The organism is Pedococcus sp. P2_A3 (assembly GCF_056405035.1).
Genome location: NZ_JBFUCW010000028.1, coordinates 1 through 26234, shown reverse-complemented (window position 1 = coordinate 26234; position 26234 = coordinate 1). Strand labels below are relative to the sequence as shown.

Sequence of the window (26234 nt, the reverse complement as noted above, 5' to 3'; positions counted from 1 at the left end):
CCGCCATGACGGTTCTGTCCCCGCCGGCGCTCGCCACCGCGTTCAAGGCAGCCGACGTCGACTACGGCGCGATCGCCCCGATGCTGATCGTCATCGCTGGTGCGCTCATCGGCGTGCTGGTCGAGGCGTTCGCGCCGCGTCGCGTGCGGCACAGCATCCAGGTCGCGCTCGCACTGGTGTCGCTCGTCGCCGCATTCGTGGTCCTCGTGACGGTCTCCGCCGACGAAGGGCACCGTGGCGGGACGCTCGCCCAGGCCGTCATCATCGACGGCCCGGCCCTCTTCCTGCAGGGCGCGATCCTGCTGATGGCCGCGCTCGGCGTGCTGACCATGGCCGAGAAGTTCGGCGGACAGGGTGCGGACGCCTTCACCCCCATGGGTGCTGCGGTCCCCGGTTCGCCGCACGAGGCGGCCGCGCTGCGGGCCGGAATGGCGACCAGCGAGGTCTTCCCGCTGACGCTGTTCTCGGTGGTGGGCATGCTGCTGTTCCCCGCTGCCGGTGACCTGCTGACGATGTTCGTGGCGCTCGAGGTGCTGTCGCTGCCGCTCTACCTGCTGTGCGGGCTCGCCCGTCGTCGTCGCCTGCTCTCGCAGGAGGCGTCGCTCAAGTACTTCCTGCTCGGGGCGTTCAGCTCGGCGTTCTTCCTGTTCGGCGCGGCCCTGCTCTACGGCTACGCGGGTTCGCTCTACATCGCCGACATCGCGACGGCCATCAAGACGGCCAGCGGCGCCCTCGAGGGCCTACTGCTCCCCGGCGTGGTGATGGTGCTCGTCGGCCTGCTGTTCAAGGTCGGTGCGGTGCCCTTCCACTCCTGGACGCCTGACGTCTACCAGGGCGCTCCCACCCCGGTGACCGGGTTCATGGCCGCCTGCACGAAGGTCGCCGCGTTCGGTGCGATCCTGCGCGTCGTCTACGTCGGCGTCGAGGCCAACCGCTGGGACTGGCGTGGTGGCGTCATCGCCGTCGCGGCCCTGACCATGGTGGTCGGCGCGGTCCTGTCGGTCACCCAGACCGACGTCAAGCGCCTGCTGGCCTACTCGTCCATCGCGCACGCCGGGTTCATCCTCGTCGCGGTGCTCTCGTTCGACCGCACCGGCGTCTCAGGCACGATGTTCTACCTCGTCGCCTACGGCTTCACGACGATCGCCGGCTTCGCCGTGGTGTCGCTCGTGCGCCAGGGCGGGTCCGAGGCCTCCCACCTGTCCCAGTGGGCCGGGTTGGGGCGCAACCACCCTGTCGTGGCGGGCGTCTTCGCCTTCCTGCTGCTCGCCTTCGCGGGCATCCCGCTGACGTCCGGCTTCGCCGCGAAGTATGCCGCGTTCGCGCCGGCGATCTCGTTCGGCGGCCGCTCGGGGGTGGCCCTGGTCATCATCGGCGTGCTCTGCAGCGTCATCACGGCGTTCGTCTACGTCCGCCTGCTGGTGCTCATGTACTTCACCGACCCGCCCGCCGGTGAGGTCGTCGTGGCCGAGACGGCGTCGCCGTTCACCACGATCGCCATCACCATCGGCACGCTGGTGACGCTGGTCCTCGGCATCCTCCCGACCCAGGTCCTCGACCTGGCGGAGCGGTCGTCACAGTTCCTCGTCAAGTGACGCGCCTGGCGCGATGACCCAGGTACCCCAGGTGAGCACGACTCCGCCGGTCCTCGCCCTGCCTGACGTCTCGGACGAGCTCTCCGACCGTCTGCAGGAAGGCCTCGAAGCGGTCGACGCCCTGCTGCGGCGGGAGGTCGACCACGACGACGCGTTCATCGCCGAGGCCAACACCCACCTCATCGCGGCTGGCGGCAAGCGCTTCCGGCCGCTGCTGACCCTGTTGGCCTCCGAGCTGGGCACGGGCGTCAACAGCGACGTCGTGGCGGCGGCCGCGGGGGTCGAGCTGACCCACGTCGCGTCGCTGTGCCACGACGACGTCATGGACGAGGCCGACGTGCGGCGTGGGGCGCCCAGCGCCAACGCGAAGTACGGCAACTCCACCGCGATCCTGGTCGGCGACATGCTCTTCGGCACGGCATCGTCGATCATCGCCGACCTCGGGGCCGAGGCCGTGAAGATCCAGGCGGAGACGTTCGTGCGCCTCTGCGCCGGGCAGATCCGCGACGACCGGCCGAGCCCGAGCGGGGAGGACCCGGTCGACTACTACCTCCAGGTGCTGGCCGACAAGACCGGCGTGCTGATCGCGACGGCGGCCCGCTATGGCGCGATGTTCTCCGGCTGCGACGCCGCGACGGTGGACATCATGCGCGAGTACGGCGAACGGCTCGGCATGGCGTTCCAGCTCGCCGACGACCTCATCGATGTCTCCTCCGACGCCGACGACCTCGGCAAGACCCCGGGCACCGACCTGCGGGAGGGCAAGCGCACCCTGCCCGTGCTCTATGCCCTGGCCTCCACCGACCCTGCGGACGCACGCCTGCGCGAGCTCCTGCAGGGCGAGCTGCGCGATCAGGCGCTCCTCGACGAGGCGTTGCGACTGCTGCGGGGCCACCCGGCCATGGAACGCGCCCGCGAGCACACCTCGACGGTCGCCACCGCAGCCCAGGACGTGCTCGACCCGCTTCCCGACAGCGAGGCCAAGACGGCGCTGCGTGCCCTGGCGACGAGCGTCGTCACTCGCGTCGGCTGACCGACCCTCCCGCACTTCTGGCCACGCACGCCGGGTGTGGGGGCCTCCTGAGGCCCGGCAGGCGGCATACGTGGCCAGAAGTCGTGGACCGGTCAGGCGCGGCGGATCTGGATGACCGCCGGGCGGGGCTGGCCGCCGCCGAGGTACGGGAACTGGCTCATCGGGGCGGCGGGGGAGGCGCCGGTCGTCTCGCCGGGGTGCTGGACCGCGGCGAGCACCGTCTGCTGGTCCCAGGTGACGAGGGGGCCGCAGCACTCGGCGTAGGCGGGCACCGACAGGAACTGCTGCAGGTGGCCCCGGTGCGGCCCCGACAGCGGGAAGAGGTACATGCCGTCGCAGGCGCCGAGGGCGTTGCCGTCCGTGGCGATCCACATGTTGCCGTCGGCGTCGAAGGCGATGTTGTCGGGGCAGGAGATCGGCGAGACCTCGGAGCGGTCGTAGCCGTTGAAGTAGGTCGTCGGGTCGGTCGGGTCTCCCGCGATGAGGACGATCTTCCACGTGAAGCTCGTCGCCGTGTCGTCGCCCTGCGCGGGCGTGATCTCGATGATGTGCCCGTGCTTGTTGTTGGCGCGCGGGTTCGCCTCGTCGATCTGCGACGGCTGGCGGTTGGTGTTGTTGGTGCACACGACGTAGGTGCGGCCGTTGACGAGGTTGGGCTCGACGTCCTCCGGTCGGTCCATCTTGGTGGGGCCGACCTTGTCGGCGGCCAGGCGCGTCCAGATCAGCACCTCCTCGACGGTGAACCCGGGCACCCGGCTCGCGTTGTCGACCACCAGCGGAAGCCACTGCCCGGAGCCGTCGCTGATGCCGTCCTCGAACCCGTCGCCGGTGAACTTCGCGACGTAGAGGTCGCCCGACGACAGCAGCGTCAGGTTGTGCGCTCGCGCCTTGGCGGAGCTGCCGGGACGGAAGCGGCCGTGCGAGACGAACTTGTAGAGGTAGTCGAACCGCTCGTCGTCGCCGAGGTAGGCGACGACGCGCCCGTCGGTGGCCACGGTGACGTTCGCACCCTCGTGCTTGAGCCTGCCGAGCGCCGTGTGCTTGACCGGGGTCGAGGACGGGTCGGAGGGGTCCAGCTCGACGATCCAGCCGAACCTGTTGACCTCATTGGGTTCCTGCGTCGCGTCGAAGCGGCTGGCGACGCGCTCCCACCCCCGGCCCTTGGACCCGGTGAGGCCGTAGCGCTTGTAGGCGTCGGCCTGGTCGGCAGGCGCGGTGGCGGCCGAGAAGTAGCCGTTGAAGTTCTCCTCGCCCGACAGGACGGTGCCCCACGGGGTGAGGCCGCCCGAGCAGTTGCCGAAGGTGCCGAGCACGCGCGTGCCGGAGGGGTCGGCGCTGGTGCGCAGCAGCCGGTGACCCGCAGCGGGTCCGTCGATCGCGAAGGGGGTCGTGGCCGTGACCCGGCGGTTCGCGGGGGCGCCCTGGACGTAGCTCCACGGGGCGGTCGCGTCCTTGCGTCGGAGCTCGACGACCGACATTCCGTGGGCGGCCATCGTGACCCGGATCTGCTCGGGGGTGAGCGACGCCGAGCCGGTGTAGCCGCGGAACATCAGCTCGTCGTTGGTGTACTCGTTGTTGCACACCAGCGTCGCGTGCCGCTCGTCGCGGCCCCGGACGAGCGTCGTGTAGTCGTTGTTGTAGCCGAACTGACCCTCCTGCGCCGCCGGGGTCTGGTGCTCGAAGTCGAAGGCGGGTGCGTCGGCGAGGATCGGGTCGCCCCACGCGATGATCGTCGACCACTCGAACCCGTCGGGGATCACGACCTTGTCGGTGCCCGCGGGCTGGGGCGTGATGGGCGTGAAGCCGAAGGGCGACCGGTTGCCGCCGGGGCTGGCCGGTGCGGCCGGCGTCGCAGGCGCGGCGGCGGCGGACTGCACCCCGGTCAGGGTGCCGAGGCCGACGACGGCTGCGACCAGGCCGCTCCCCTTGAGGACGGCGCGCCGGGACGCCCCGGCCGCGACCAGGTCGCCGAAGGAGCCGTGGCCGGTCTCGTTCGGGATCGGCTTGCTGCATGCGTCGTCGCACTTGAAGTGACAGGTCATCGCACTCCGACCGCCTTGGTGGACGGTGAGGAGGGGCAGGGTGGTGCGCTCGGGCGAGGCTGTGGTCATTGAACTTCCTCCAGGTCTGGGGCCGCGCGTGCGGAGGCGCGGTCAGCCTCCAACCTAGGAAGTGCAGGTCGTCCTGACAGCGCCCCTCAGGTGAACGTCGGGTGACTTCCGGCCAACAGGAGGTATGGCGTGGGTAGGGTCGGGCGGGTGACCCTCCTCTGGGACGCGGCGACCAGCGCCGTGCAACCTCCGCTCGCGGTCGTCGACCTCGATGCCTTCGACGCCAACGCCGCCGACCTCGTGCGTCGAGCCTCGGGCAAGCCGATCCGGGTGGCCTCCAAGTCCGTCCGGTGCCGCACCCTCCTGGCGCGAGCCCTGTCCCAGCCCGGCTTCGCCGGCGTGATGGCGTATGCCGTGCCGGAGGCCCGCTGGCTCGTCGCCAACGGTGTCGAGGACGTCTACGTCGCCTACCCGAGCGTCGACCGGGCCGCGTTGACGGCGCTGGCCCTCGACGCCGTGGAGTCGGCCCGGGTGACGCTCACCATCGACTCGCCCGAGCACGTCGACTTCCTCGCCCGGCTCGACCGGCCGCACGGGTTGCGCGTGGCCCTCGACATCGATGCCTCCCTGCGGGTGGGGCCCCTGCACCTCGGTGTCCGGCGGTCGCCGCTGCGGTCCCCGGCGGATGCGGTGGCGCTCGCGCGGGCTGCCGAGGCGGCGGGGCTGTCGGTCGTTGGCCTGATGTTCTACGACGCCCAGATCGCGGGACTGCCCGACTCGTCACCCGCGGTGCGGCTGATGAAGAAGCGCTCGGCCGAGTCGCTGGCAGAGCGTCGCGGGCAGGTCGCCGGGGCGGTGCGTGCGGTCGCCGAGCTGGAGTTCGTGAACGGTGGCGGCACCGGCTCGCTGCACGTGACCGGCCCCGACCCTGCGGTGACCGAGCTGGCGGCCGGCTCAGGCCTCTACGGGCCCACGCTGTTCGACGGCTACGACGACTTCACCCCGCGTCCGGCGGCAGCCTTCGCGCTCCCCGTCGTGCGACACCCCGGCCCCGGCTTCGTCACGGCGTTCGGCGGCGGGTACGTCGCGTCCGGCCCACCCGGCTGGTCGCGGGTGCCGGCTCCCTTCGGCCGGGGGGGCGTCAAGCTGGTCCGGTCGGAGGGCGTGGGTGAGGTGCAGACTCCCCTGCAGGGCAAGGGAGTCCGCGACCTGGGGCTGGGCGACAAGGTGTGGTTCCGCCACGCCAAGGCGGGGGAGATGTGCGAGCGGTTCGACACCCTGCACCTGGTCAGCGGCGACCGCTTGGTCGACACGGTCCCGACCTACCGGGGTGAGGGGAAGAACTTCGGATGACGACGTGGACCAACTGGGCCGGCAACCAGACGAGCCATCCCGTGGAGGTCGCCAGCCCGCGGCGTCCCGACGAGGTCTCGGCGGCGATCCTGCGAGCGGGGGCTCGCGGCATACCGGTCAAGGCGGTGGGCGCGGGGCACTCCTTCACGGCGGTCGCGGCCACCGACGGGCTCCAGCTGCGCCTCGACGAGCTGACCGGCATCACCCACGTCGACCGCGAACGCGGTCGGGTGCGAGTGCTCGCCGGCACCCCGCTGCACGTGCTGAACCCCGCCCTGCAGGCCCTCGGCCTCGCGCTGCCCAACCTCGGCGACATCGACCKGCAGTCGCTGGCCGGCGCGATCTCGACCGGCACCCACGGCACGGGCCTGCGCCTGCAGGGCATCGCCGGCGCCGTCTGCGGCCTGGTGCTCGCCCTGGCAGACGGGACCCTCCTGGAGTGCTCTGCCGAGGTCGAGCCGCGGGTCTTCCAGGCGGCGCGCGTGGGACTCGGCGCGCTGGGCGTCATCACCGAGGTGGAGCTGCAGTGTGTGCCGGCTTTCCGGTTGCACGCCAAGGAGTTCAGCGCAGACCTGCACGCCGTGCTCGAGCGGGTGCAGGAGGACGTGGAGGCGCACGACCACGTCGACATGCACTGGTTCCCGCTCACCGACCGGGTGCTCGTCAAGCACAACGACCGCGTGGACGGCGACCACCGCGGCGAGCCGCTGCCGCGCTGGCGTGCACTGCTCGACGACGAGCTGCTGTCCAACCGGCTGTTCGAGGTGACCAACCGGGCCGCGACCGCCGTTCCTGCGATCGTGCCACGGCTCAACGCCGTCAGCGCGCGACTGCTGGGAGCGCGCGAGTACACCGACGACTCGTGGCGGGTCTTCGTCGCCGAGCGCAAGGTCCGCTTCCGCGAGAGCGAGTATGCCGTGCCGCGGGCTGCGGTCGGCGACGTCGTGATGGAGGTGCGCAGCTGGCTGGTGCAACACCGCGCGCCCCTGACCTTCCCGCTGGAGATCCGGTTCACCGGTGCGGACGACATCTGGCTGTCCACCGCCCACGAGCGGGAGAACGCGTACATCGCGATCCACCAGTACCACCGGATGGACGACTACGGCGCCTTCGCGGCGTTCGAGGCGATCGTGGCCGAGCACTCCGGGCGCCCGCACTGGGGGAAGCTGCACACCCTCGGTGCCGAGCAGCTGCGCGAGCTCTACCCACGGTTCGACGACTTCCTCGAGGTGCGACACCAGCTCGACCCGGGGCGTCGGTTCGCCAACCACTACCTCGACCACGTCCTGGGGCGGTGACCGCGCGGCATACCAGGGATCGAAACGGGGCAAGGGCGACTAAGGGGAAACCCCGAGGTGGGCGTCTCGGGGCGCGCGTAGCGTTGCCCCATGACGGGCCACCGCGTCCTCCTCGTCGACGACCACGCCCAGTTCCGGGCGTCGGCGAGTGCGTGGCTGAGTCGTGAGGGCTTCACCGTGGTCGGCGCTGTCGCGAGCAGTGCCGAGGCGCTCGACCAGGCCCGTGAGCTCGACCCGGAACTGGTGCTGCTCGACCTCAACCTGCCCGACTCCGAGGACGGCCTGAAGCTCGCGGAGGACCTCGCTGGGGCCAACCCCCACAGCACCCTCATCATCATCTCGAGCGACGCGGATGCCGCCTCCGACCCGCGGGTCGTGGCAGCGCCAGTGGCGGGGTTCATCGCCAAGCAGGACCTCGCATGCGACGCGATCACGGCCTTGCTGCGCTGACCGCACCGCTCGTCGTGAGCGGGGCGGCGGGCCTGGTCGCCGTGGCGGGGTGGCTGGCCCCGGGAGCCGCCGCCGCACCACAGCCGCTCCTTGGTGACCGCTTCGCGGGGTGGGCCCTGCTCGCCGCCGGAGTGGGGGCTGCGTGGCGTGGCCGGATGCGGGTGGGGCTGGCGCTGCTGGTTGCCGGGGTCGGGTGGGTCGTCGTCGGCCTCGCGGGACTGCTTCCCACGCCCCTCGAGGCGCCCGTCCTGCGCCTCGGGCTCCTGCCCGGTGCCCTCGTCGTCCTGGCCGCTCTCCTCGGGCTGTGGACCCCACCCGGGGCCACGGGTGCGAGCGCACCCTCGCCCCCCGGCTGGGCGCGGTGGGGGCTGGGGCTGGTGGTGCTGCCGGCCTGCGTGGGGGCCCTGGGCTACGGCCGATGGGCGTATGCCGCCACCGGGGCGACGGGGGTCGCCTACGTCGTGGTCGTGCTCCGTCACCGCGCGCTGGTGGCTCGGGCTGGTCGCGAGGCGCTCCAGGGGACCGGGGTCATCGCGGCGGGGGTCGCTGGTGCGCTTGCCCTGGCGGGCCTGGTGACGGCAGGGGTCGGTGGTGCGGCCGCGACGACCGCCAGCTCCCTGCTCGAGGGGGTGCTGGGGCTCGGAGCGCTCGTCGTGGCCGCCGGCCCGGGGCCGAGGGAGTGGCGTCCGGGGCGCGAGGCAGAAGCACCACGGGGTCTGGAGGAGGCCCTGGCGAGGACGCTGGGGTGGAACCAGGTCCAGGTGGCCTTCCCGCTGGCCGGTTCCTTCGTCGACTCCGGGGGGTCGGCGACGACACCTCCCGCCGAGGGCGAGGACGTGGTGGACCAGGACGGTCGGCTGGTGGCGGTGCTCGCCCCCGGACTCGGCCGGGACCCGGGAGTCGCGGAGTCGGTGCGCGAGGTGCTGCGGCTCGCCCGACGGGGCGCCCTCCTGCAGGCAGAGCTCAGGGACCGTGCTGACGAGCTCGCGGCCTCGAGGGAGCGGTTGGTCCGCGCGGCCGAGGCGGAACGTGAGCGGTTCCTGGCCAGCCTCGCTCGGGGGCCGGTGGCGCGGATGGACCAGGTGGTCACGGCCCTGGAGTCGTGTGGGAGCGCTCGACCCGGGGTCCCGGGAGCCGTGGCCGGGCTGTCGGCACGAGCTCTCAGTGCGCGCGACGAGCTGTTGCAGGTCGCGCACGGCGTCGATCCGGTGGGCGCCACCAGCCTGCGGGACGCGCTGGCGGGGCTGGTCGCGCGGAGCGGTACGGGCGCGCGGCTGGACTGCCAGCTGCCCGAGGGATGGCGGCCGCGACCCTCCGTCTCGCGAGCGGCGTGGTTCACCTGCGCCGAAGGGCTGGCGAACGCCACCAAGCACGCCCCGGGTGCCGAGGTCGTCATCAGCGTCCGGCTCAGCGCGGGCGAGCTCCGGCTGGTGGTCCGCGACGACGGCCCCGGTGGCGTCGACGTGACGGGTCACGGGCTGGGCGGCCTGGTGGAGCGGGCGACCGCCCTGGGTGGCACGCTGACCGCACGGTCGCGAGCCACTGGTGGCGCAGAGCTCGAGCTGAGGCTCCCGGTGACCTCGCCGGGGCCGCGGCCGCGTGCGCGCGACTGGCAGTCCGACGACGGGCACCCGGCTGACGCGGTGTCGCCGCTCGCTGACGAGAGGACGTCCGGGAGTAGGGGCGGGACCACCGGGTCAGGCGTGCAGGCCGGTGTCGTCGCGCTGATCGGCCTGTGTCTCGCGCTGGTGCTGGCGGCCTGTGCCGGACCGCCCTCCCGCAGCGGGCGGGCCGCCGACCCGGTGCTGTTGCGGACCATGTACGGCAACGGACCCGGCGGCATCGGCGCCGATGTGCTCGAGGAACTCGTCCGGGCCTCGGGGGGCACCTCGGTGGTGCTCGGCGCGGCGACCCAGCTGCCGACGGCCAGCCAGTCGGAGGACGAGGAAGGCGACACGCTGGCCGCGCTGCGGTCGGGACGGGCGGACCTCAGCGTGATCCGGGCCGACCGTCTGGTCGGGGCCGGCGTGGTGTCGTTGACCCCGCTCCAGCTGCCGCTCCTCATCGAGGCCCCCGAACACGCGGCCCGCGTGGCCGCCGACCCGGTGGCGGCGGCCCTGATGGCAGACCTCGACCGGGCCGGCCTCGTCGGCCTGGCCTTGGTGCCCGGCGGCGCACGACACCCGTTCACCTACGGCGCCAAGGCGTTCGAGACCCCGACGGACTACCGGGGAGAGGTCGTGAACACCCGCGTCGGGCCGGGGGTGGCGGCAATCGTCGCTGCTCTGGGGGCGACGTCCGACCACAGTGTGGGGGAGGCCCGGACCCGGAAGGTGGAGCGGCACGAGGTCGCAGCGATCGAGACGTCGTTCCAGCAGCTGGGTGCCGTGACGCTCCCCGCGGTGGCCGCGTCCAACCTCACGCTCTACACCAAGTTCGACGTGGTGGTCATGCGCCGCAGCGCGCATGCTGCCCTCTCCGTCGAGCAGCGGCGACGGCTCGACGCGATCGTGCGCGACGGCATACGGGCTGGGGTGGCGCGACGCGACACGGAGTCCCGGGGCCTGCAGCGCTGGTGCTCGTCGCCGTCCGCGGCGTCGGTGCAGCTGACACCGGCCCAGCTCGCGGCGTTCGGTGACGCGTTGGCTCCCGTCGTCGCGGCGGCCCGCCGGGAGCCCGAGGTCGCTGGACTCTTCGACCGTGTCGCGGCCCTGAGGGGGTCGGAACCCCCGCCCGCTGGAGCGACCTGCGACAACCTGCACGCGGCCCCCACAGACGTGTACTCCCTTGCGCCGCAAGGGCCGCAGACCGTTCTCGACGGCACCTGGCGGGTCGACGCCGACCTGGCGAAACTCCGGGCGGCCGGGGTGTCGGACGCGGATGCGGTCAGCAACGCCGGCGTGTGGACCTTCGTGGTGAGGGGCGGTGAGGTGGCAGTCGACCCACCGCGCGGTGCGGACTGCACGGCGCTGTTCGTCACCGCCGGTGACAGGGTGACCCTGCGCTTCGGCGTGGACGGCAACACCGAGTGCTGGGGCCTGATGGCCGGCACGTTCCACCGCGAGGGCGATGTCGTGTCGTTCACGTGGCAGGCCGAGAGGTACTACGACGTCGCGCTGGACCGGGCGTTCTTCGCCGGGGGGATGCACCGTGTCGCCCCCTAGTGCACTCGCCCGCGTGTCGTCCCGGGGCAGCCGGACTGGCCTGCTGGCCGTGGCGTTCCTGGCGGTGCTGGTCGTCGCGGGCTGCGCGGGCCCACCGTCCCGGGTCGGGGCGACGCCCGACCGCGTGGTGTTGCGCACGTTCACCGTCGGGGCCCCGGGCAGCCCCGCCGACCTGGTGCGCGAGCTCGTCCTCGCCACGGCGGCCGCGCCGGTGAGTGTCCGAGGGAACGTCGCGGCGGGGGCCTCCGCCGACGACGACGCCGTGGTCCTGAAGGCGCTGCGCGACGGCGTCGTCGACGTGGCCGTGGTGCGGGCCGACGCCCTCGTCGCGGCCGGGGCGCACTCGCTGTCGCCCCTGCAGCTGCCCCTGGTCCACTCCCGGGAGGCGGCCGAGGGTATCGCGAGGTCCCCGGTCGCCGGAGCGCTCATGGCTGATCTCACTCAGGCGGGTCTCGTCGGGATGGCGTTGGCGCCCAACGGTTTGCGCCATCCGGTCGGGTTCGGTTCCGGCCCGTTGCTCGCCCCCTCGGACTACGTCGGTTTGACCGTCAACACCCGTCCGGGCCCGGGCGTGGAGGCGATCGTCCAGGCGCTCGGCGCACGGGCGGACCACTCGTTCGGGGAGGAACGCTCCCGGCAGGTGTGGGGTGGCGCCCTGCGCGCCATCGACGTGTCGTCGCAGCTCGTGGGTGCCCTCGACGGTCCCGCCGTGATCACCTCGAACGTCACCTTGTACGTGCGGTTCGACGTCGTGGTCCTGCGCCGCGCCGCGTATGCCGCACTGACGGCCGCGCAGCGCGGGTTCCTCACGGCCGCAGTCCAGTCCGCGGTCGCACGCACTGGCAGTGTCGCCGAGAGCGAGGAGCAGGTGTTGCGTCGGTGGTGTGACGGAGGTCGTCCCGTCTGGCAGGCGAGTCCCCAGCAGGTGGCGGCGTTCCAGAAGGCGCTCGAGCCGCTCGTGCAGCGGGCCGAGGCCGACCCGACGCTGCGACCGCTCGTCGAGTCGGTGGCCGCGATCGACGCGCGCTCCGCGCCGGAGCCCGGACTGACCTGCCGACCGGAGGTGGGACCTCGCGGGTTCGCGCCCCAGGGCGACCAGCGCGTGCTCGATGGCGTCTGGCGTCTCGAGCTGCGGGCGCAGGCACTGCTCGACGCACGGCTGCCGATCGACCAGAACGTCGGCGTCTGGACCTTCACCATCCGGCGCGGACTGGCGACGGTCAAGCAGCCCAGTGGTCCGGACTGCCTCAGCCAGTTCACCTTCGACGGTGACCGGGTGGCGTTGGACTGGTCGGTCGACGGCAGCGGCAACTGCGAAGGCTTCCTCGTCGGCACCTACCACCGGTCCGGGGACACCGTCCACGTCAGCTGGCAGGGCGACCCGTCGAACGCCGACACCCGCTTCGACGCGGCCATGTGGTCTGGCGGCCTGCACAGGATCGGCGATGGCTGACTTCGCGGTGAGCGTGGGGCTGGGTGTGGCCGTCGTGGTGGCCGTCGCCCTCGGCCTGGTGGTCGGTCGACAGCGGCGCCGGTATGCCGCCCTCGTCCTGGGTGGCGTGGCCCTGGTGACGCTGTCGGCGGCCGACGACCCGACGTCGGTCCTGCAGGCGCGCGACCTCGGCATCGCGGTCGGCCCGATGGCGTGCCTCCTGGGCGCGACCGCCGTGCTCCTGCCGCGTCGCGGCGCGTGGCTCGCCCTGCTCGGGGCGGTGCTCGCCGGACCGGTTCGCGCGCTGGTGTACGACCCCTTCCTGCAGCTGCGGTGTGTCGACTGCCGCCCGAGCGGGCTCGTCCTCGCCGCGCACCCCGGCCTGGCCGCGTGGCTGGCGGCGGTGGGACCGGTGCTGGGCCTCGTGGCGCTGGCGGCCCAGGCGGTGCGGACGGGCGTCGCCGGGGGTTCGGTGCTCGTCGCTGCCGGCCTGGTCATCGCCCTCGTCAACGTCGAGCTCGGCGGCGCGCTCGCCCTCGTGGCAGCCACCGTGGTGGTCGCCGTCGAGGACTACCGCGCCGCGGTCGCCCAGCGCCGGCTGAGGGGTCTGGTCGAGACCCTCCGCTCGGGGCGTCCCTTCGCAGACGTGCTTCGTGAGGCCTCCGGCGATGCCGACGTCGACGTGTCCTACTGGGTGCCTGACGACGGGGGGTGGGTCACGCCCGCGGGCGTGGCGCGGCGGCCACCGCCACCGGGGGCCACGCGGCTGCGTTGGGCAGGGGCCGTCACGGCCGCCGTGGAACAGGGGTCGCGCGAGCCCCTCCCCGACCTCGAGCGGGCGCTCGACGTCCCCGCCCGACTCACCCTCGACAACGAGCGGCTCTCCGCCGCACTGGCCGCGAGGGTGCGCCAGGTCTCGACGTCCCGCTCCCTGGTGGTCGACCTGGCGGACCGCGAGCGTCGCCGCATCGAGCGTGACCTCCACGACGGCGTGCAACAACAGCTGCTCGCCCTCGGCCTCGACCTGCGGGGTGCGCTGGCCGACCTGCCCCCGGGCCATCCCGACGCGCCGGTCCTCGAGAGCTGTCTCGGTCAGGCGAGGCAGGCCCTCGAGGACCTCCGCGAGCTGTCCCACGGGCTCTACCCGCCACTGCTCGCGACCAGTGGGCTCGGGCCCGCCCTGCGCAGCCTGGCCCGCCGCGCGTCCGTCCCGCTGGCGGTCGGCGCCGTGCCCGACCGGCGCCTCCCGGCCCCGGTCGAACGAGCCGCGTATGCCGTCGTGTCCGACTCCGTCTCGCGCGGCGAGTCCGCGGGGGTCACCGTCGAGGTCGAGGTCACCGCCGAGGTCGCCGCCGAGGTCGTGGACGATGCGCCCGGAGGGCCGGCCGAGGTGACGCTGCGCGTCGCAGGGGGTCCCCCGGACCTGGCCGGGGTGCTCCCCGACATGGTGGAGGCGCTCGGCGGACGAGTGGGCCATTCTGAGGGAGTGCTGACCGTGGTGCTGCCGTGCGCGTCGTAGTCGTCGAGGACCAGCTGCTGACCCGTGCGGGCATCGTCCGCACCCTCGACCGGGCGGGCGTGGAGGTCGTCGCCGAGGTGGGTGACCTCGACCGGCTGATGGCGGTGGTGGCGCTGGACCGTCCCGACGTCGCCGTGCTGGACGTCCGCCTGCCGCCGACCTTCTCCGACGAGGGGCTCCGGGCTGCTGCCGCGATCCGTGCCCAGTTCCCGGCCACGGGCGTGCTCGTCCTGAGCCAGCACGTCGAGGTGGACTTCGTCCTGCCCCTGCTGGAGGGCTCCTCCGGTGGGGTCGGTTACCTGCTCAAGGACCGGGTGCTCGAGGCGAGCACGCTCGTCGACGCGCTCGAGCGGATCGCCGCGGGCGAGTGCGTCGTCGACCCCTCGATCGTCGCGGAGCTGCTGCCGGAGGTCCCTGCGCACGGGCCGGATGGGCTCACCGAACGTGAGCGCGAGGTCCTCGGCCTGATCGCCGAGGGCCTGACGAACGCCGGCATCGCCCAGCGCCTCGACATCAGCGCGCGCACCGTCGAGGTGCACGCCCAGCACGTGTTCACGAAGCTGGGCCTGCCGGACGACCACTACGTGAACCGCCGCGTGCTGTCGGCGCTCGCCTGGCTCGGCTCGGCCTGACGTACCAGTACGTCACCTCCCGCGAGCTGGTCGATGGTGGCACCGGCCACCACCACGTGCCCGGCTGACCGGCGTCAGGGCAGGACCGGCTCCGGCTGCGGGTCAGGGCGGCCCCGTCGCGGCAGGTTGCGCAGGGAGTCGAAGCTCAACACGGCCAACGCCACCCACACGATGCCGAAACCGACCCACCGGGTGCGCGACATGTGTTCGTCGAGCAGCAGCACGCCACAGAGGAGCTGGAGCACCGGCGTGATGAACTGCAGGAGGCCGATGGTGACCAGCGGCACCCGTCGCGCCGCCGCCGCGAAGAGCAGCAGCGGGGTGGCCGTGGCGATCCCGGCCGCCACGAGCAAGGTCGTGTGCCAGCCGCCCTCGGTGGTGAAGGTGGTGTCTCCCCGGCTGGTGAGGACCGCGAGCATGATGATCGCGATGGGCGCCAGCACGGCCGTCTCGGCGGCCAGCGAGTGCATCGCCTCCAACGTGGCGCCGACCTTCTTCTTGACCAGGCCGTAGAGGCCGAACGACATGGCCAGGCTGAGGGCCACGACCGGGACGGACCCCGCGGCGAGGCTGAGGTAGACGCCGGCGACCGCGCCGATGCCCACGGCCACCCACTGCAGCGGACGCAGCCGCTCACGGAGCACGACCACCCCGAGCGCGACCGTCACGATGGGGTTGAGGAAGTAGCCGAGCGCCGCCTCGGTGGTGCGTCCCCCGAGCACCGCCGCGACATAGATGACCCAGTTGGCCGCGATGAGCAGTGCCGCGGCGGTGACGCCGAGGCCCAGGCGCGGGCGCTGCCAGAGCTGCCGCGCCCAGGCGAGGTCGCGGCGCACCACGAGCACTAGCGCGCACAGCAGCAGGGTCCACAGGATCCGGTGCGACAGGATCTCCCACGCGCCAGCCGGCTTCAGCGCGGCGAAGTAGAGCGGGAAGGCACCCCAGATCGCATACGCGATGAACCCGTATGCCGCGCCGCGCCGCCCCTCGTCCGGCGGCACCTCAGCGGGTGGTGCCGGACGAGGGGCGAGCCGGTGGAGTCGTCACGCCACGGTCCAGGTGTCGCGCCCGCGGATGAGGGCGTCGAGGTCGGCATCGGTGGGTCGCCCGCCGGCGGTGTCGATGGCGGCGTCGACCTGGGCGCGCACGAGGTCGTCGTAGGTCGGGCGCGAGACGTTGCGGAAGATGCCCATCGGCACGTGGGTCATCTGGGGGGAGTCCAGCCGCGACAGGGCGAAGGCCTGGGTCGGGTCCGTGGCGCCGGCGTCGTGGACGACCACGTCGCGGCCCTCGGCCTCGGCCCGTGGCACGAACTCCATCGTGCCGCCCTCACCGCGCACCAGCACCTGCCGGTCGTCCTCCGGACCGACCGCCACCGGCTCGCCGTCGGTGAGGTGGACGATCCTGGCCTCCTGCTCGGAGCGGTCCTTGATGAGGTCGAACGCTCCGTCGTTGAAGATCGGGCAGTTCTGGTAGATCTCGACCAGCGACGTGCCACGGTGCTCGGCGGCCGCTCGGAGGATCTCGGTGAGGTGCTTGCGGTCGGTGTCGGTCGTCCGCGCCACGAAGGACGCCTCGGCCCCCAGCGCCAGCGAGACCGGGTTGAAGGGGTGGTCGACCGAACCCATGGGGGTCGACTTGGTGACCTTGCCGACCTCCGACGTGGGCGAGTACTGGCCCTTGGTGAGGCCGTAGATCTGGTTGTTGAACAACAGGATCGTGAGGTTCACGTTGCGGCGCAGCGCGTGGATGAGGTGGTTGCCACCGATCGAGAGGGCGTCGCCGTCGCCGGTGACGACCCAGACCGACAGGTCGGGCCGGCTGGTGGCCAGGCCGGTGGCGATCGCCGGGGCGCGCCCGTGGATCGAGTGCATGCCGTAGGTGTCGAGGTAGTACGGGAAGCGCGACGAGCAGCCGATCCCCGAGACGAAGACGGTGTTCTCGCGCTTGAGGCCGAGCTCGGGCAGGAAGCCCTGCACGGCGGCCAGGATGGCGTAGTCGCCGCAGCCGGGGCACCAGCGCACCTCCTGGTCGGAGGTGAACTCCTTCTTGGTCTGGCGCGGGGCGTCCTCGGCGAGGTGCGGGACCCCGGCGGTGCCGCCGGGAGGGGCGCTGCCCGGCATACCCAGGTCGGTGGTCATGCTCGTCCTCCCTTGGCGACCACGGGGTCGGTGGCCGGGTCTGTGGCCGGGTCGGTGGCCGGGTCGCCGTCGCCGGAGGCGAGCGACACGATGGCGTCGGCGAGCTCCACCGTGGTGAACGGCAGGCCGCGCACCTGGGTGAAGGAGTGCACGTCGACGAGGAACTTGGCCCGCAGCAGCAGCGCGAGCTGGCCCATGTTCATCTCGGGCACCAGCACCCGGTCGTAGCGCCGCAGCACCTCGCCGGTGTTGGCCGGGAACGGGTTGAGGTGGCGCAGGTGGGCCCTGGCGACCTTGGCACCGGTGTTGCGCACGCTGCGGGTCGCTGCGGCGATGGGGCCGTAGGTCGACCCCCAGCCGAGCACCAGCACGGTGGCCTCGCCGCTGGGGTCGTCCACCTCCAGGTCGCCGATGGTGTCGGCGATCCGCTCGACCTTGGCAGCCCGCAGCCGGGTCATCAGGTCGTGGTTGTCGGGGTCGTAGGAGATGTTGCCGGTGATGTTCGCCTTCTCGATGCCGCCGATGCGGTGCTCGAGGCCGGGGGTGCCGGGGACCGCCCACGGGCGCGCGAGGGTCGTCTCGTCGCGCAGGAACGGGTGGAAGACGGGCTCGCCCTTGGCGTCGGTGTCGTTGGGCTCGGTGGCGAACTTGACGGTGAGGTCGGGCAGCTCCGCCACTGACGGGATCGACCACGGCTCCGACCCGTTGGCGAGGTAGCCGTCGGAGAGCAGGAACACCGGCGTGCGGTAGGTGGTGGCGATGCGCACTGCCTCGAGGGCGGCGTCGAAGCAGTCGGCGGGCGACTGCGGCGCCACGATCGGCACCGGCGACTCGCCGTTGCGCCCGAACATCGCCTGCAGCAGGTCGGACTGCTCGGTCTTGGTGGGCAGGCCCGTCGAGGGGCCGCCGCGCTGCACGTCGACGATCACCAGGGGGAGCTCGAGCGAGACTCCGAGGCCGATCGTCTCGGACTTCAGCGCGACGCCCGGCCCGGACGTGGTGGTCACGCCGATGGCTCCGCCGAAGGACGCGCCGAGGGCCGCGCCGATGCCGGCGATCTCGTCCTCGGCCTGCAGCGTCGTCACGCCGTAGCGCTTGAGCCCCGAGAGCGTGTGGAGGATGTCGGAGGCCGGGGTGATCGGGTACGAGCCGAGCACCAGCGGGATGCCCGCCCGGTGTGACGCCGTGACGAGGCCGAGGGCGAGCGCGGCGTTGCCGGTGATGTTGCGGTAGGTGCCAGGGGCCATCTTGGCCGGCGCGATCTCGTAGGAGACCGCGAAGTCCTCGGTGGTCTCGCCGTAGTTGAGGCCGGCCTTGAGCGCCGTGAGGTTGGCGGCCAGGATGTCGGGCTTGGACCCGAACTTCTTCTCCAGGAACGACTCGGTGCCGGTCGTCGGGCGGTGGTACATCCACGACAGCAGGCCGAGCGCGAACATGTTCTTGGCGCGCTCCTTGTCCTTGCGMGACAAGGTGTCGAACGCGGCGAGGGCCTCCACGGTGATCGAGGTGAGCGCGACGGGGTGGACGTGCCACGACTCGAGGGTGCCGTCCTCGAGGGGGTTCGCGTCGTAGCCCACCTTCGCGAGGTTGCGCTTCGAGAACTCGTCGGTGTTGGCGATGATCGTCGCGCCTCGAGGCAGGTCGCGCAGGTTGGCCTTGAGCGCGGCGGGGTTCATCGCCACCAGCACGTCGGGGGCGTCGCCCGGCGTCAGCACGTCGTGGTCGGCGAAGTGCAGCTGGAAGCTGGACACCCCCGGGAGGGTGCCCTGGGGTGCCCGGATCTCGGCGGGGAAGTTGGGCAGCGTCGACAGGTCGTTGCCGAGCGCAGCCGTCTCGGAGGTGAAGCGGTCGCCGGTCAGCTGCATGCCGTCGCCGGAGTCGCCGGCGAAGCGGATGACGACACGGTCGAGCTTCTGGACGATCTTGCTCATGCGGTCCTGACGGTCGTGGACGAACAGTTCACGAGGACTGTCGCCCTGGAGCGCCGGTGGCGCTGAGCCCCGCGCACGGCTGAGCGCAGCCTGCCCGTCCATCGTACGTCGCCGTGGGTGAGGTAAACCTGACTACCCTGCTTTTGAGACACCCACCATGGCGTGATGGAGCTCGACCCCGCACGAGCACGGTGGCCGGGCGAGGCCCCGGTCCTCAGGCCGTGACGGTGATCTCGTGGATCTCGTCGTAGGGGTGGCCGGCTCGCTCGTGGATGCGCTGGATGGCGTCCTTGTCCGGGCCCTCCGAGAGACAGAAGACGTGACCGGTCACCGGGTCGCCCCACGCACTCTTGAAGTCCACCGACTCCTCGTCCTGAATGGCGAGGTCGGCCCGGTGCGCCTCGAGCAGCGCCTCGGCGGTGACGCCCGGCATGTTGGTGTGCACGTCCATGAACTGGGCCATGGCTACCCCTTTCCCTGAGATGGTCATCTCACTGAGATGGTCACGCCACGCTACGCCGCGGCTCGACCGCCGGGGTCCGTCAAAATGGTGGTAACCCGGCCATCCAGTCGGCCCAGACCGCAGGCAGGCCGGAGGTGTGCGCCTCGTCGAGCAGCTCCCGGGCGACGCTGCCCGGTTCGTTGAGCCGGTATGCCGCGTGGCCGGCCAGCGCCTCGGGCAGCCATCCGAGCGCGGTGATGGTGTCGACGACGCGGGCCGTCCCGAGGGCCCCGGGCCCCAGCCCCGCCCGCACCTCGAGGTGCTCCACGAGGGCCGGCCGCCCGGCATACGTCAGGGTGGTGTGGCAGTCGAGGCGACCGCCGTCCTGGCCGCTGCGGCCGAGGGAGACACGGTCGCGCAGCAGCAGGCGCCCGCCGTCGGCGACCTCCGCCCTCAGGTGCCGCGTGACCGACGAGCCGTCGGCGACGACGAGGGGTTCGCCCGCCCAGGTGAGGGTGGCGCGGTCGTGCACGCGCAGGGAGACGTCGACCACGCAGCCGAGCCCTCGACCGTGGTAGGCGACGGTGCCGGCGACGTCGCGCAGGTCGAGCCGCAGCCCCGGCCCCACCTCCACGGCGAGCCGCAGGGTGTCGCCACCGAGGAGCGTCGCGGTGGTTGCGAGCAGGGCGACCTCGGCGCCACCGCCGTCGTGCCGGACCACCCGCGGGGCGACCAGGCCCGCGGCCAGCACCAGCCGGCTGGTGCTCTCGCCGGGCCACAGCTCGACCCGGGCGGTGCGGACCTCAGTGTGCGTGGACATCCCCGCCCCCGTCGTGGGCGTGGAGGCTGTCGTGGTCGTGGTCGTGGTCGTGGTCGGCGTGGGAGTGCGAGGCCATCGGTCCGGGGTCGACGGGCACGTGGTGGCCGCTGCGGTGGGCACCGACCATCTCGAGCACCCAGGCGCGCAGCTGGGCGACCGAGTCGGGGTCGGTGCGCGACAGGCCGATGACGGGTCGGCCGTCGCGGGCTTCCCGACCCTGCTCCTGCATGAGGTCGGAGTCGACTCCCACGTGCGGGGCGAGGTCGGTCTTGTTGACGACGAGCAGGTCGGCGCGGGAGATGCCCGGTCCGCCCTTGCGGACCACGTCGCCGCCGCCGGCCACGTCGAGGACGAACACCTGGGCGTCCACCAACGCCGGGGAGAAGGTCGCCGTGAGGTTGTCACCGCCCGACTCGACGAGCACCAGGTCGAGGGGCGCGAAGTCGGCTTCGAGGTCTTCCACGGCGAGCAGGTTGGCGGTCACGTCGTCGCGGATCGCGGTGTGCGGGCAGGCGCCCGTCTCCACGGCCCGGATCCGGTCGGGGTCGAGGACCCCGGCGGCGCGGAGCATCCGGGCGTCCTCGTCGGTGTAGATGTCATTGGTGACCACCCCGAGGCGCAGCTCGTCGCCGAGCTCGCGGCAGACCATGGCGATGAGCGACGACTTGCCGGTGCCGACCGGACCGGCGACGCCGAGCCGGAACGAGCGTGTGGTGGCGGGCGTGGGGTCAGGCACTGAACAGCCTCCGTGGGTGGGTGGGGTGGGCGTGCTGCCACTGCTCGAGCAGCGGAGCCGACGGAGCGGGTATGCCGTCCGGCTCGGTCAGGTGGGCCACGGCCACCACGACCTGCTCGATCTCCGGGCCGGCGTGCAGCAGCCACTCGGTGGTCTCGACCGGGTCGAGCGGACAGAGCTTGAGGGCCGCGGCGCAGAGGGACTGGACGTCGTCGTAGGCCACGAGGCGGGCGGTGCGCGCCCCGTCCAGCCCGGCGGCGGCGGCCATCGCGCCGACGGCGACGGGGCGGGCGGGTGCGGGGATCGGGGCGAGGGCCGACGCGGCTGCACTGCCGGGCCAGAGCCGCTGGGCCAGCCGCCGCTGCCCACGCCCCACCGCGACCGAGGCCGCCCGCACCACCTCGCTGGGGGTGCGCGCCGCCCAGGCGAGCTGGACGTCGTCGAGGGGGAGGCCGGCCAGGGTGAGGTGCCGAGCGACCACTGCGGTCGCGGCGTCGACCACGACGACGGTCCGCAGCCGGGTGGACACCAGGGCTGGCACGTCGCGCGGCTCGAGCCCGCCGAGGAGGGCCGGCTCCAGACCCGAGGACTGGGTGTGGCTCCCGACCGGCAGTCGTCCGTCGGCCAGCAGCATGGAGGCGAACTCGGGGTGCGGGAGCATGGTCGGCCTCGTGTCAGGTCTCAGGTCAGAACAACGAATAACGTTGCGCGAGTGGGAGCTCGATGGCCGGTGAAGGTTCGACTGGCTCACCGTCGATGCGGATCTCAAACGACTCGGGATCGACCTCGATCGCCGGCAGGGCGTCGTTGTTCACCATGTCGGCCTTGGTCACGTCGCGGGTCGGGCGCACCCCGACAAGGGTGCGCCGGAGGCCCAGACGGTCCGCGAGCCCGTCGTCGAGCGCGATCGGCGCGACGAAGGTCAGGGCGTGGTCGGCGCCGGCGCCACCCTCACCGACGAGCGCGGGGCGCATGAGCACCGGCTGCGGGGTGGGGATCGACGCGTTCGGGTCGCCGATCGCGGCATACACGATGGCGCCTCCCTTGATCACGACGTCGGGGCGCCACCCGAAGAACTTCGGGTCCCACAGCACGAGGTCGGCGAGCTTGCCCGGTTCGACCGAGCCCACCTCGTGGTCGATGCCGTGGGCGATGGCGGGGTTGATCGTGTACTTGGCGACGTAGCGGCGGGCCCGCTCGTTGTCAGCCGGCAGGGTGCCGCCGAGCGCACCGAGCCGGGCCTTCATCACGTGGGCGACCTGCCAGGTGCGGGTGACCACCTCGCCGATGCGGCCCATCGCCTGGGCGTCGCTGCTCGTCATCGAGAGGGCGCCGAGGTCATGGAGGAGGTCCTCGGCCGCGATCGTCGTCGCCCGGATCCGGCTCTCGGCGAACGCGAGGTCCTCGGGCACCGCCGGGTTGAGGTGGTGGCAGACCATCAGCATGTCGAGGTGCTCGGCCACGGTGTTGACGGTGTGGGGGAGGGTTGGGTTCGTCGAGCCGGGCAGCACGTTGGCCTGGCCGGCGATGGTGATGATGTCGGGGGCGTGGCCGCCGCCGGCGCCCTCGGTGTGGAAGGCGTGGATGCTGCGGCCGCCGATCGCCCGCAGGGTCGAGTCGACGAACCCCGCCTCGTTGAGGCTGTCGCTGTGCAGGGCGACCTGGAGCCCGAACTCCCCTGCCGCGCGCAGGGCTGCGTCGATCGCGGCCGGGGTGCTGCCCCAGTCCTCGTGCACCTTGTATGCCGCCGCGCCGGCGAGCGCCTGCTCGCGCAACCCTTCGGCGCTGACGGTGTTGCCCTTGCCCATGAGCAGGAGGTTCACGGGGAGGTGGTCGAGCCCGCGAAGGACCGACTGGAGGTGCCAGGGGCCGGGGGTGACGGTGGTCGCCTTGGACCCCTCGGACGGGCCGGTGCCGCCACCGCCGAGGGTGGTCATGCCGGCGGCGAGGGCCTCGTGGACCTGGCTGGTCGAGAGGAAGTGCACGTGCAGGTCGACCCCACCCGCCGTCAGGATGCGCCCCTCCCCGGAGATGACGTCGGTGCCGGGGCCGATCTCGAGGTCGGCGTGGACGCCGTCGGCGACGTCGGGGTTGCCGCTGCGGCCGAGGGCCACGATCCGGCCGGCGCGGATGCCCACGTCGGCGCGCACGACGCCCCAGTGGTCGAGCACGATCGCGTTGGTGACCACGGTGTCGAGGGCGCCGTCCGCGCTGGTGCGGGTGCCCTGGGCCATCGACTCGCGGATCGACTTGCCGCCGCCGAAGACGGCCTCCTCGCCGCCGAAGGTGAGGTCGTCCTCGACCTCGATCCACAGGTCGGTGTCGCCGAGCCGCACCTGGTCACCGGTCGTGGGGCCGTAGATCGCGGCGTAGCGCTCGCGGTCGAGGTCAGCCATCGAGGTCGCCTTCCGTCGTGCGTCCCGTCGTCGCCGACAGCTGGAGGCCGGGGATCCGGCGCCGTCCCCGGAACGCCACGGCGTCGACCTCGCGGCTCACACCCGGCTCGAACCGCACCGACGTGCCGCTCGGGATGTCGAGTCGGAAGCCGTGGGCGGCCGTGCGGTCGAAGTCGAGGGCGGTGTTGCTGTCGGGCAGGTGCAGGTGGGAGCCGATCTGCACCGGGCGGTCACCGGTGTTGACGATGACGAGGGTGAGCCGCTCGGCGTCGGTGCGGTCGGCGTTGATCCTGACGGTGCCGGGCCTGACCCTGATCGCGCCGGGGCCGGAGCTGTTGCTGCTCAACGGGTTCAGTCCTCTCAGGCGATCGGGTGGTGGAGGGTGACGAGCTTGCGGCCGTCGGGGAAGGTCGCCTCGACCTGCACGTCGGCGATCATCTCGGGCACGCCGTCCATGACCTGGTCGCGGGTGAGGACGGTCCGGCCTTGCTCCATCAGGTCGGCCACCAGCGCGCCCTCCCTGGCTCGCTCGATCACCCAGGTGGACAGGAGGGCGACCGACTCGGGGTGGTTGAGACGCACCCCACGCGACAGGCGGTCCCGGGCGACCATGCCGGCAACCGACAGCAAGAGCTTCTCGGTGTCCGCGGGGGACAGGTGCATCGCGGCCTCCTCGGCGTGCTCGGGCAAGGGTCAGTAGACCAAGGCAGTGTTTCGCGCGGATTTCCTGACCGCCAGCGCTAGCGTCGAGAGGTGACCATGGCTGCCGTCCCATCGCCGCAGGCAGACCGGTCCCCGCGCGTCGTCGTCCTTCCGAGCCCGCTGCTCGGGCCGCTCGCCTACCAGCCCTTGGTCTCGTCGCTGGTGGGCCGGGAGGTGCCCGCCACCGTTGCTCCGCTGCCGTCAGGCGCGGTGACGCCTGCCCGGGTGCTCGAGTCCTTCACCGCGGCGGTCCGTGACCACGCAGCGACCCACCTCGTGGCGCACAGCAACGCCGGCTACTACGCGCCGACCCTCGCCGCGACGCTCGGCTTGCCCGTCGTCTACCTGGACGCGGCGCTGCCGCCTCCCGGGGTCGCCGAGACCCTCCTCGCGCCCGCGTCGTTCGCCGAGTTCATCCGGACGCTCCCGCTGACGGACGGCCTGCTCCCGCCCTGGCCGTCGTGGTGGGAGCGGTCCGACGTCGCGACCCTCTTCTCCGACGACGACTGGCTCGACCGCGTGACCCGTACGGCGCCCCGGCTGGCGCCCGCCTACTTCACGACGCCGCTCCCGGTGCCGTCCGGCTGGGAGGCGCGGCCCGCGGCATACCTCGGCTTCGGCGACACGTATGCCGAGGAGCTCACCTTCGCGGAGGACGCCGGCTGGGTGGTCTGCCGCGAGGCCGGGCACCACCTGGCCCACCTCGCCGAACCCGACCGCGTCGCGGACCTCCTCCTCGACCTCGTGGATCGCCTCGCTACATCCGGCTGAAGCGGTGCACGGCGCACGGCCGCCCCAGCGCGTGGCCCCGTCAGTCGAAGACGTGCCAACAGATGGCGTTGCGGCGCTCCTGGTCCTCCACCACGAGCGCTCGGACCTCCTCGGGGAGCTGGTCGCGCTGCCAGTCGCGTTCACGTCGTCTCGCGCCGAGATCGTCAGGGTTGGCTGCCTGAGTCGCCTTGATTGCGTAGGCAGCCGCCCCGAGGTCGTGCTCCGCCACGTGTCCCACACAGGCGGCCTGGCCCGCGGCGTAGGCGGCAAACCGAGCGGCGCCGCGCAGGTGTCGTGCTGCCCCCATGGCGTGTCCGCCGAGGGACCTGGCGCGAATCATCGGCATCTCCCCGCGGGCCCACGCCCGCGCCGCGTCGATCGCCTCCCGCGGGCGACCATCCGACGGCGCCACCTGCTCGAAGAGGGGGAGCACGTGCTCGGCGCAGGTGGCGGCCCACTGGGCCAAGAGCTGGTGATCCGCATCCGTGAGGGTTCCCCCACGGCGCACCGTGACCAACCGTGGGTCGCGCACTGCGGGAAGGATCACCTGCCCAGCCTGCCAGCCCACGAACCGGTAGCCGCGGTGGCCAGCGCAGACGCGGCCTGACGGACGACCCCAGGCAGGGGGTCGACGGCGTGGTGGTCGCGGACCGGGCCAGAGGCTCAGCGATCATGAACCTCATGGAGGACCAGCAGACGCCGAGGTCGGCCGATGATGCGAAGGTCGTCACGCTCTGCGGCTCGACCAGGTTCGAGGCTGAGTTCGCCGAAGTGAATCGGCGGCTCACGCTGGACGGTTGCGTCGTGATCAGCCTCGGGATGTTCGGCCTCCCCGACCGGCCGGCCGACGACCGGTCTGCGGACAGGTCGGACTTGATGGAGCGGCTCAGCGCCCTGCACTTCCAGAAGATCCGCATGGCCGACGAGGTGTACGTCGTGGATCCGGACGGCTACGTGGGTGAGTCAACCCGACGCGAGATTGCGTATGCCGAGTCGCTCGGGAAGCCGGTGCGGTACCTCAGTCGCGAGCCTTGAGGTGCGGGCCTTCGGGAAAGTCGGGGGATAGAGGATGAGGTCACCCGCCCCCGAACGAGGACAGACCGAGCAACAACCAGTCGCCGGGCGACAGTGAGCCCGTAGAGCATCGATCGAGTCCCCAGCCCCAGCAGAAGAAGCCCGTAGGGAAGACTCCAGATCTCACCGGCCTTGGTCCTCCCCACGCCGGCTCCGTCCTTGCGTCGGGCGATCAAGAGCCCAACTACGACGTTGACTGTGATGCCGGACGTCACGCCGGTCAGGCGCAGCACCATCGCGATCAAGAGTGCGTCCAAGGAAGGCGCATCGCTGGTGGCCGCTATGAGCCCGTCCAGGGCCCAAATCGCGGCTGCAATCACGCCCGTCGCCAGGGCGACCCATGGCCCCGCCAGCCGCTCCATGGGCTTAGTCCCCTCCCGGCCGGACGCTGAGCCTACACACGATGTTCCATCCGCAAGAGCGGATCGCGGCATGAGCGTGCGGCGGATCGGGACACGACAAGCACTAGCTGCGCCTGGACTGTCTTTCCGCTCAAATCCGTTCAACGCGGTCGGCCTGTGGTCCTCGATCGCTCTGCCGCACCTGGTACCGGACCCGATCGCCCTGGTACAGCGCCTCGGCGCCCCTGAGGACCGACACGTGCACGAACAGGTCCGCGCCTCCCGCGTCCGGGGTGATGAACCCGAACCCCCGCTCCGCGTCGTAGCGCGCAACCACTCCCTCGCCGCCGCGC

General features: G+C 72.4%; 24 protein-coding genes. 11 read left to right on the top strand and 13 right to left on the bottom strand.

Annotation, left to right across the window (positions count from 1 at the left end):
- The first annotated feature begins 5 nt into the window (after window positions 1-5).
- On the top strand, window positions 6-1595 hold the full coding sequence (nuoN, locus tag AC1DX8_RS18645) for an NADH-quinone oxidoreductase subunit NuoN (protein ID WP_477631451.1): 1590 nt from the start codon (window positions 6-8) through the stop codon (window positions 1593-1595).
- Window positions 1596-1608: 13 nt separating this feature from the next.
- A complete protein-coding gene (locus AC1DX8_RS18640) occupies window positions 1609-2628 on the top strand; it encodes a polyprenyl synthetase family protein (RefSeq protein ID WP_477631450.1) in 1020 nt (339 codons plus the stop codon).
- A 92-nt stretch (window positions 2629-2720) separates the two neighbouring features.
- Here the strand turns inward: AC1DX8_RS18640 and AC1DX8_RS18635 are convergent, their stop codons facing one another.
- Window positions 2721-4739 (bottom strand): PhoX family protein, encoded by a 2019-nt coding sequence (locus AC1DX8_RS18635; protein WP_477631449.1) that lies wholly within the window; start codon window positions 4737-4739, stop codon window positions 2721-2723.
- A 147-nt stretch (window positions 4740-4886) separates the two neighbouring features.
- Between AC1DX8_RS18635 and AC1DX8_RS18630 the strand changes: the two genes are divergently transcribed.
- From AC1DX8_RS18630 to AC1DX8_RS18600, 7 genes are all read left to right on the top strand, one after another.
- The gene (locus AC1DX8_RS18630; RefSeq protein ID WP_477631448.1) at window positions 4887-6032 is read left to right on the top strand and encodes an amino acid deaminase/aldolase; all 1146 of its coding nucleotides are present in this window, start codon (window positions 4887-4889) and stop codon (window positions 6030-6032) included.
- Window positions 6029-7330, top strand: a complete 1302-nt coding sequence (locus AC1DX8_RS18625; RefSeq protein WP_477631447.1) for a D-arabinono-1,4-lactone oxidase — start codon at window positions 6029-6031, stop codon at window positions 7328-7330. Before AC1DX8_RS18630 ends, AC1DX8_RS18625 begins: the two co-directional genes overlap by 4 nt.
- A gap of 90 nt (window positions 7331-7420) precedes the next feature.
- Window positions 7421-7780, top strand: coding sequence for a response regulator (locus AC1DX8_RS18620; protein WP_477631446.1), 360 nt, complete (start codon window positions 7421-7423; stop codon window positions 7778-7780).
- The gene (locus tag AC1DX8_RS18615) at window positions 7750-10944 is read left to right on the top strand and encodes a hypothetical protein (RefSeq protein ID WP_477631445.1); all 3195 of its coding nucleotides are present in this window, start codon (window positions 7750-7752) and stop codon (window positions 10942-10944) included. The genes AC1DX8_RS18620 and AC1DX8_RS18615 overlap by 31 nt, the downstream gene beginning before the upstream one ends.
- Before the next feature lie 13 nt (window positions 10945-10957).
- Window positions 10958-12397 carry a hypothetical protein gene (locus tag AC1DX8_RS18610; protein WP_477631444.1) on the top strand — a complete coding sequence of 480 codons (1440 nt, stop codon included), beginning with the start codon at window positions 10958-10960 and terminating at the stop codon, window positions 12395-12397.
- On the top strand, window positions 12390-13895 hold the full coding sequence (locus AC1DX8_RS18605) for a sensor histidine kinase (protein WP_477631443.1): 1506 nt from the start codon (window positions 12390-12392) through the stop codon (window positions 13893-13895). Before AC1DX8_RS18610 ends, AC1DX8_RS18605 begins: the two co-directional genes overlap by 8 nt.
- Entirely contained in the window at window positions 13883-14527 is a 645-nt protein-coding gene (locus tag AC1DX8_RS18600; protein WP_477631442.1) for a response regulator transcription factor, read from the top strand. The genes AC1DX8_RS18605 and AC1DX8_RS18600 overlap by 13 nt, the downstream gene beginning before the upstream one ends.
- Window positions 14528-14601: 74 nt before the next feature.
- Here the strand turns inward: AC1DX8_RS18600 and rarD are convergent, their stop codons facing one another.
- The 10 genes from rarD to AC1DX8_RS18550 form a co-directional block, all read right to left on the bottom strand.
- Window positions 14602-15528 (bottom strand): EamA family transporter RarD, encoded by a 927-nt coding sequence (gene rarD / locus AC1DX8_RS18595; protein ID WP_477631441.1) that lies wholly within the window; start codon window positions 15526-15528, stop codon window positions 14602-14604.
- Window positions 15529-15570: 42 nt separating this feature from the next.
- The gene (locus AC1DX8_RS18590; protein WP_477631440.1) at window positions 15571-16668 is read right to left on the bottom strand and encodes a 2-oxoacid:ferredoxin oxidoreductase subunit beta; all 1098 of its coding nucleotides are present in this window, start codon (window positions 16666-16668) and stop codon (window positions 15571-15573) included.
- Window positions 16665-18599 carry a 2-oxoacid:acceptor oxidoreductase subunit alpha gene (locus AC1DX8_RS18585; RefSeq protein ID WP_477631439.1) on the bottom strand — a complete coding sequence of 645 codons (1935 nt, stop codon included), beginning with the start codon at window positions 18597-18599 and terminating at the stop codon, window positions 16665-16667. Before AC1DX8_RS18585 ends, AC1DX8_RS18590 begins: the two co-directional genes overlap by 4 nt.
- A 214-nt stretch (window positions 18600-18813) precedes the next feature.
- Window positions 18814-19062, bottom strand: coding sequence for an SCO4226 family nickel-binding protein (locus AC1DX8_RS18580; RefSeq protein WP_091790202.1), 249 nt, complete (start codon window positions 19060-19062; stop codon window positions 18814-18816).
- A gap of 79 nt (window positions 19063-19141) precedes the next feature.
- A complete protein-coding gene (locus AC1DX8_RS18575) occupies window positions 19142-19861 on the bottom strand; it encodes an urease accessory protein UreD (protein ID WP_477631438.1) in 720 nt (239 codons plus the stop codon).
- Window positions 19845-20597, bottom strand: a complete 753-nt coding sequence (gene ureG / locus AC1DX8_RS18570) for an urease accessory protein UreG (protein WP_477631437.1) — start codon at window positions 20595-20597, stop codon at window positions 19845-19847. The genes AC1DX8_RS18575 and ureG overlap by 17 nt, the downstream gene beginning before the upstream one ends.
- Complete coding sequence (locus AC1DX8_RS18565; RefSeq protein WP_477631436.1) at window positions 20590-21258, bottom strand: urease accessory protein UreF; 669 nt, start codon at window positions 21256-21258, stop codon at window positions 20590-20592. The genes ureG and AC1DX8_RS18565 overlap by 8 nt, the downstream gene beginning before the upstream one ends.
- 25 nt (window positions 21259-21283) lie before the next feature.
- Window positions 21284-22993, bottom strand: coding sequence for an urease subunit alpha (locus tag AC1DX8_RS18560; RefSeq protein ID WP_477631435.1), 1710 nt, complete (start codon window positions 22991-22993; stop codon window positions 21284-21286).
- Window positions 22986-23339, bottom strand: a complete 354-nt coding sequence (gene ureB, locus AC1DX8_RS18555) for an urease subunit beta (RefSeq protein WP_477631434.1) — start codon at window positions 23337-23339, stop codon at window positions 22986-22988. The genes AC1DX8_RS18560 and ureB overlap by 8 nt, the downstream gene beginning before the upstream one ends.
- A 14-nt stretch (window positions 23340-23353) precedes the next feature.
- Complete coding sequence (locus AC1DX8_RS18550; protein ID WP_477631433.1) at window positions 23354-23656, bottom strand: urease subunit gamma; 303 nt, start codon at window positions 23654-23656, stop codon at window positions 23354-23356.
- Window positions 23657-23752: 96 nt separating this feature from the next.
- Here AC1DX8_RS18550 and AC1DX8_RS18545 point away from each other — a divergent pair, with 96 nt between their 5' ends.
- The gene (locus AC1DX8_RS18545) at window positions 23753-24466 is read left to right on the top strand and encodes a hypothetical protein (RefSeq protein WP_477631432.1); all 714 of its coding nucleotides are present in this window, start codon (window positions 23753-23755) and stop codon (window positions 24464-24466) included.
- Window positions 24467-24506: 40 nt separating this feature from the next.
- Here the strand turns inward: AC1DX8_RS18545 and AC1DX8_RS18540 are convergent, their stop codons facing one another.
- A complete protein-coding gene (locus tag AC1DX8_RS18540; protein WP_477631431.1) occupies window positions 24507-25013 on the bottom strand; it encodes a putative immunity protein in 507 nt (168 codons plus the stop codon).
- Between the two features lie 125 nt (window positions 25014-25138).
- On the opposite strand from AC1DX8_RS18540, the gene AC1DX8_RS18535 reads away from it, so the two are divergent.
- Entirely contained in the window at window positions 25139-25501 is a 363-nt protein-coding gene (locus AC1DX8_RS18535) for a hypothetical protein (protein ID WP_477631430.1), read from the top strand.
- A 531-nt stretch (window positions 25502-26032) separates the two neighbouring features.
- On the opposite strand, the gene AC1DX8_RS18530 is transcribed toward AC1DX8_RS18535, so the two are convergent.
- The coding region (locus tag AC1DX8_RS18530; RefSeq protein ID WP_477631429.1) for a cold-shock protein at window positions 26033-26234 on the bottom strand (202 nt) is incomplete at its 5' end.

Excerpts from the sequence above, each read along its gene's own strand:
- nuoN (WP_477631451.1), top strand. The coding sequence starts at position 6 with ATGACGGTTCTGTCCCCGCCGGCGCTCGCCACCGCGTTCAAGGCAGCC.
- AC1DX8_RS18640 (WP_477631450.1), top strand. The coding sequence starts at position 1,609 with ATGACCCAGGTACCCCAGGTGAGCACGACTCCGCCGGTCCTCGCCCTG.
- AC1DX8_RS18635 (WP_477631449.1), bottom strand. The coding sequence starts at position 4,739 with ATGACCACAGCCTCGCCCGAGCGCACCACCCTGCCCCTCCTCACCGTC.
- AC1DX8_RS18620 (WP_477631446.1), top strand. The coding sequence starts at position 7,421 with ATGACGGGCCACCGCGTCCTCCTCGTCGACGACCACGCCCAGTTCCGG.
- AC1DX8_RS18615 (WP_477631445.1), top strand. The coding sequence starts at position 7,750 with ATGCGACGCGATCACGGCCTTGCTGCGCTGACCGCACCGCTCGTCGTG.
- AC1DX8_RS18605 (WP_477631443.1), top strand. The coding sequence starts at position 12,390 with ATGGCTGACTTCGCGGTGAGCGTGGGGCTGGGTGTGGCCGTCGTGGTG.
- AC1DX8_RS18590 (WP_477631440.1), bottom strand. The coding sequence starts at position 16,668 with ATGACCACCGACCTGGGTATGCCGGGCAGCGCCCCTCCCGGCGGCACC.
- AC1DX8_RS18580 (WP_091790202.1), bottom strand. The coding sequence starts at position 19,062 with ATGGCCCAGTTCATGGACGTGCACACCAACATGCCGGGCGTCACCGCC.
- AC1DX8_RS18575 (WP_477631438.1), bottom strand. The coding sequence starts at position 19,861 with ATGTCCACGCACACTGAGGTCCGCACCGCCCGGGTCGAGCTGTGGCCC.
- AC1DX8_RS18565 (WP_477631436.1), bottom strand. The coding sequence starts at position 21,258 with ATGCTCCCGCACCCCGAGTTCGCCTCCATGCTGCTGGCCGACGGACGA.
- AC1DX8_RS18560 (WP_477631435.1), bottom strand. The coding sequence starts at position 22,993 with ATGGCTGACCTCGACCGCGAGCGCTACGCCGCGATCTACGGCCCCACG.
- AC1DX8_RS18550 (WP_477631433.1), bottom strand. The coding sequence starts at position 23,656 with ATGCACCTGTCCCCCGCGGACACCGAGAAGCTCTTGCTGTCGGTTGCC.
- AC1DX8_RS18545 (WP_477631432.1), top strand. The coding sequence starts at position 23,753 with ATGGCTGCCGTCCCATCGCCGCAGGCAGACCGGTCCCCGCGCGTCGTC.
- AC1DX8_RS18535 (WP_477631430.1), top strand. The coding sequence starts at position 25,139 with ATGAACCTCATGGAGGACCAGCAGACGCCGAGGTCGGCCGATGATGCG.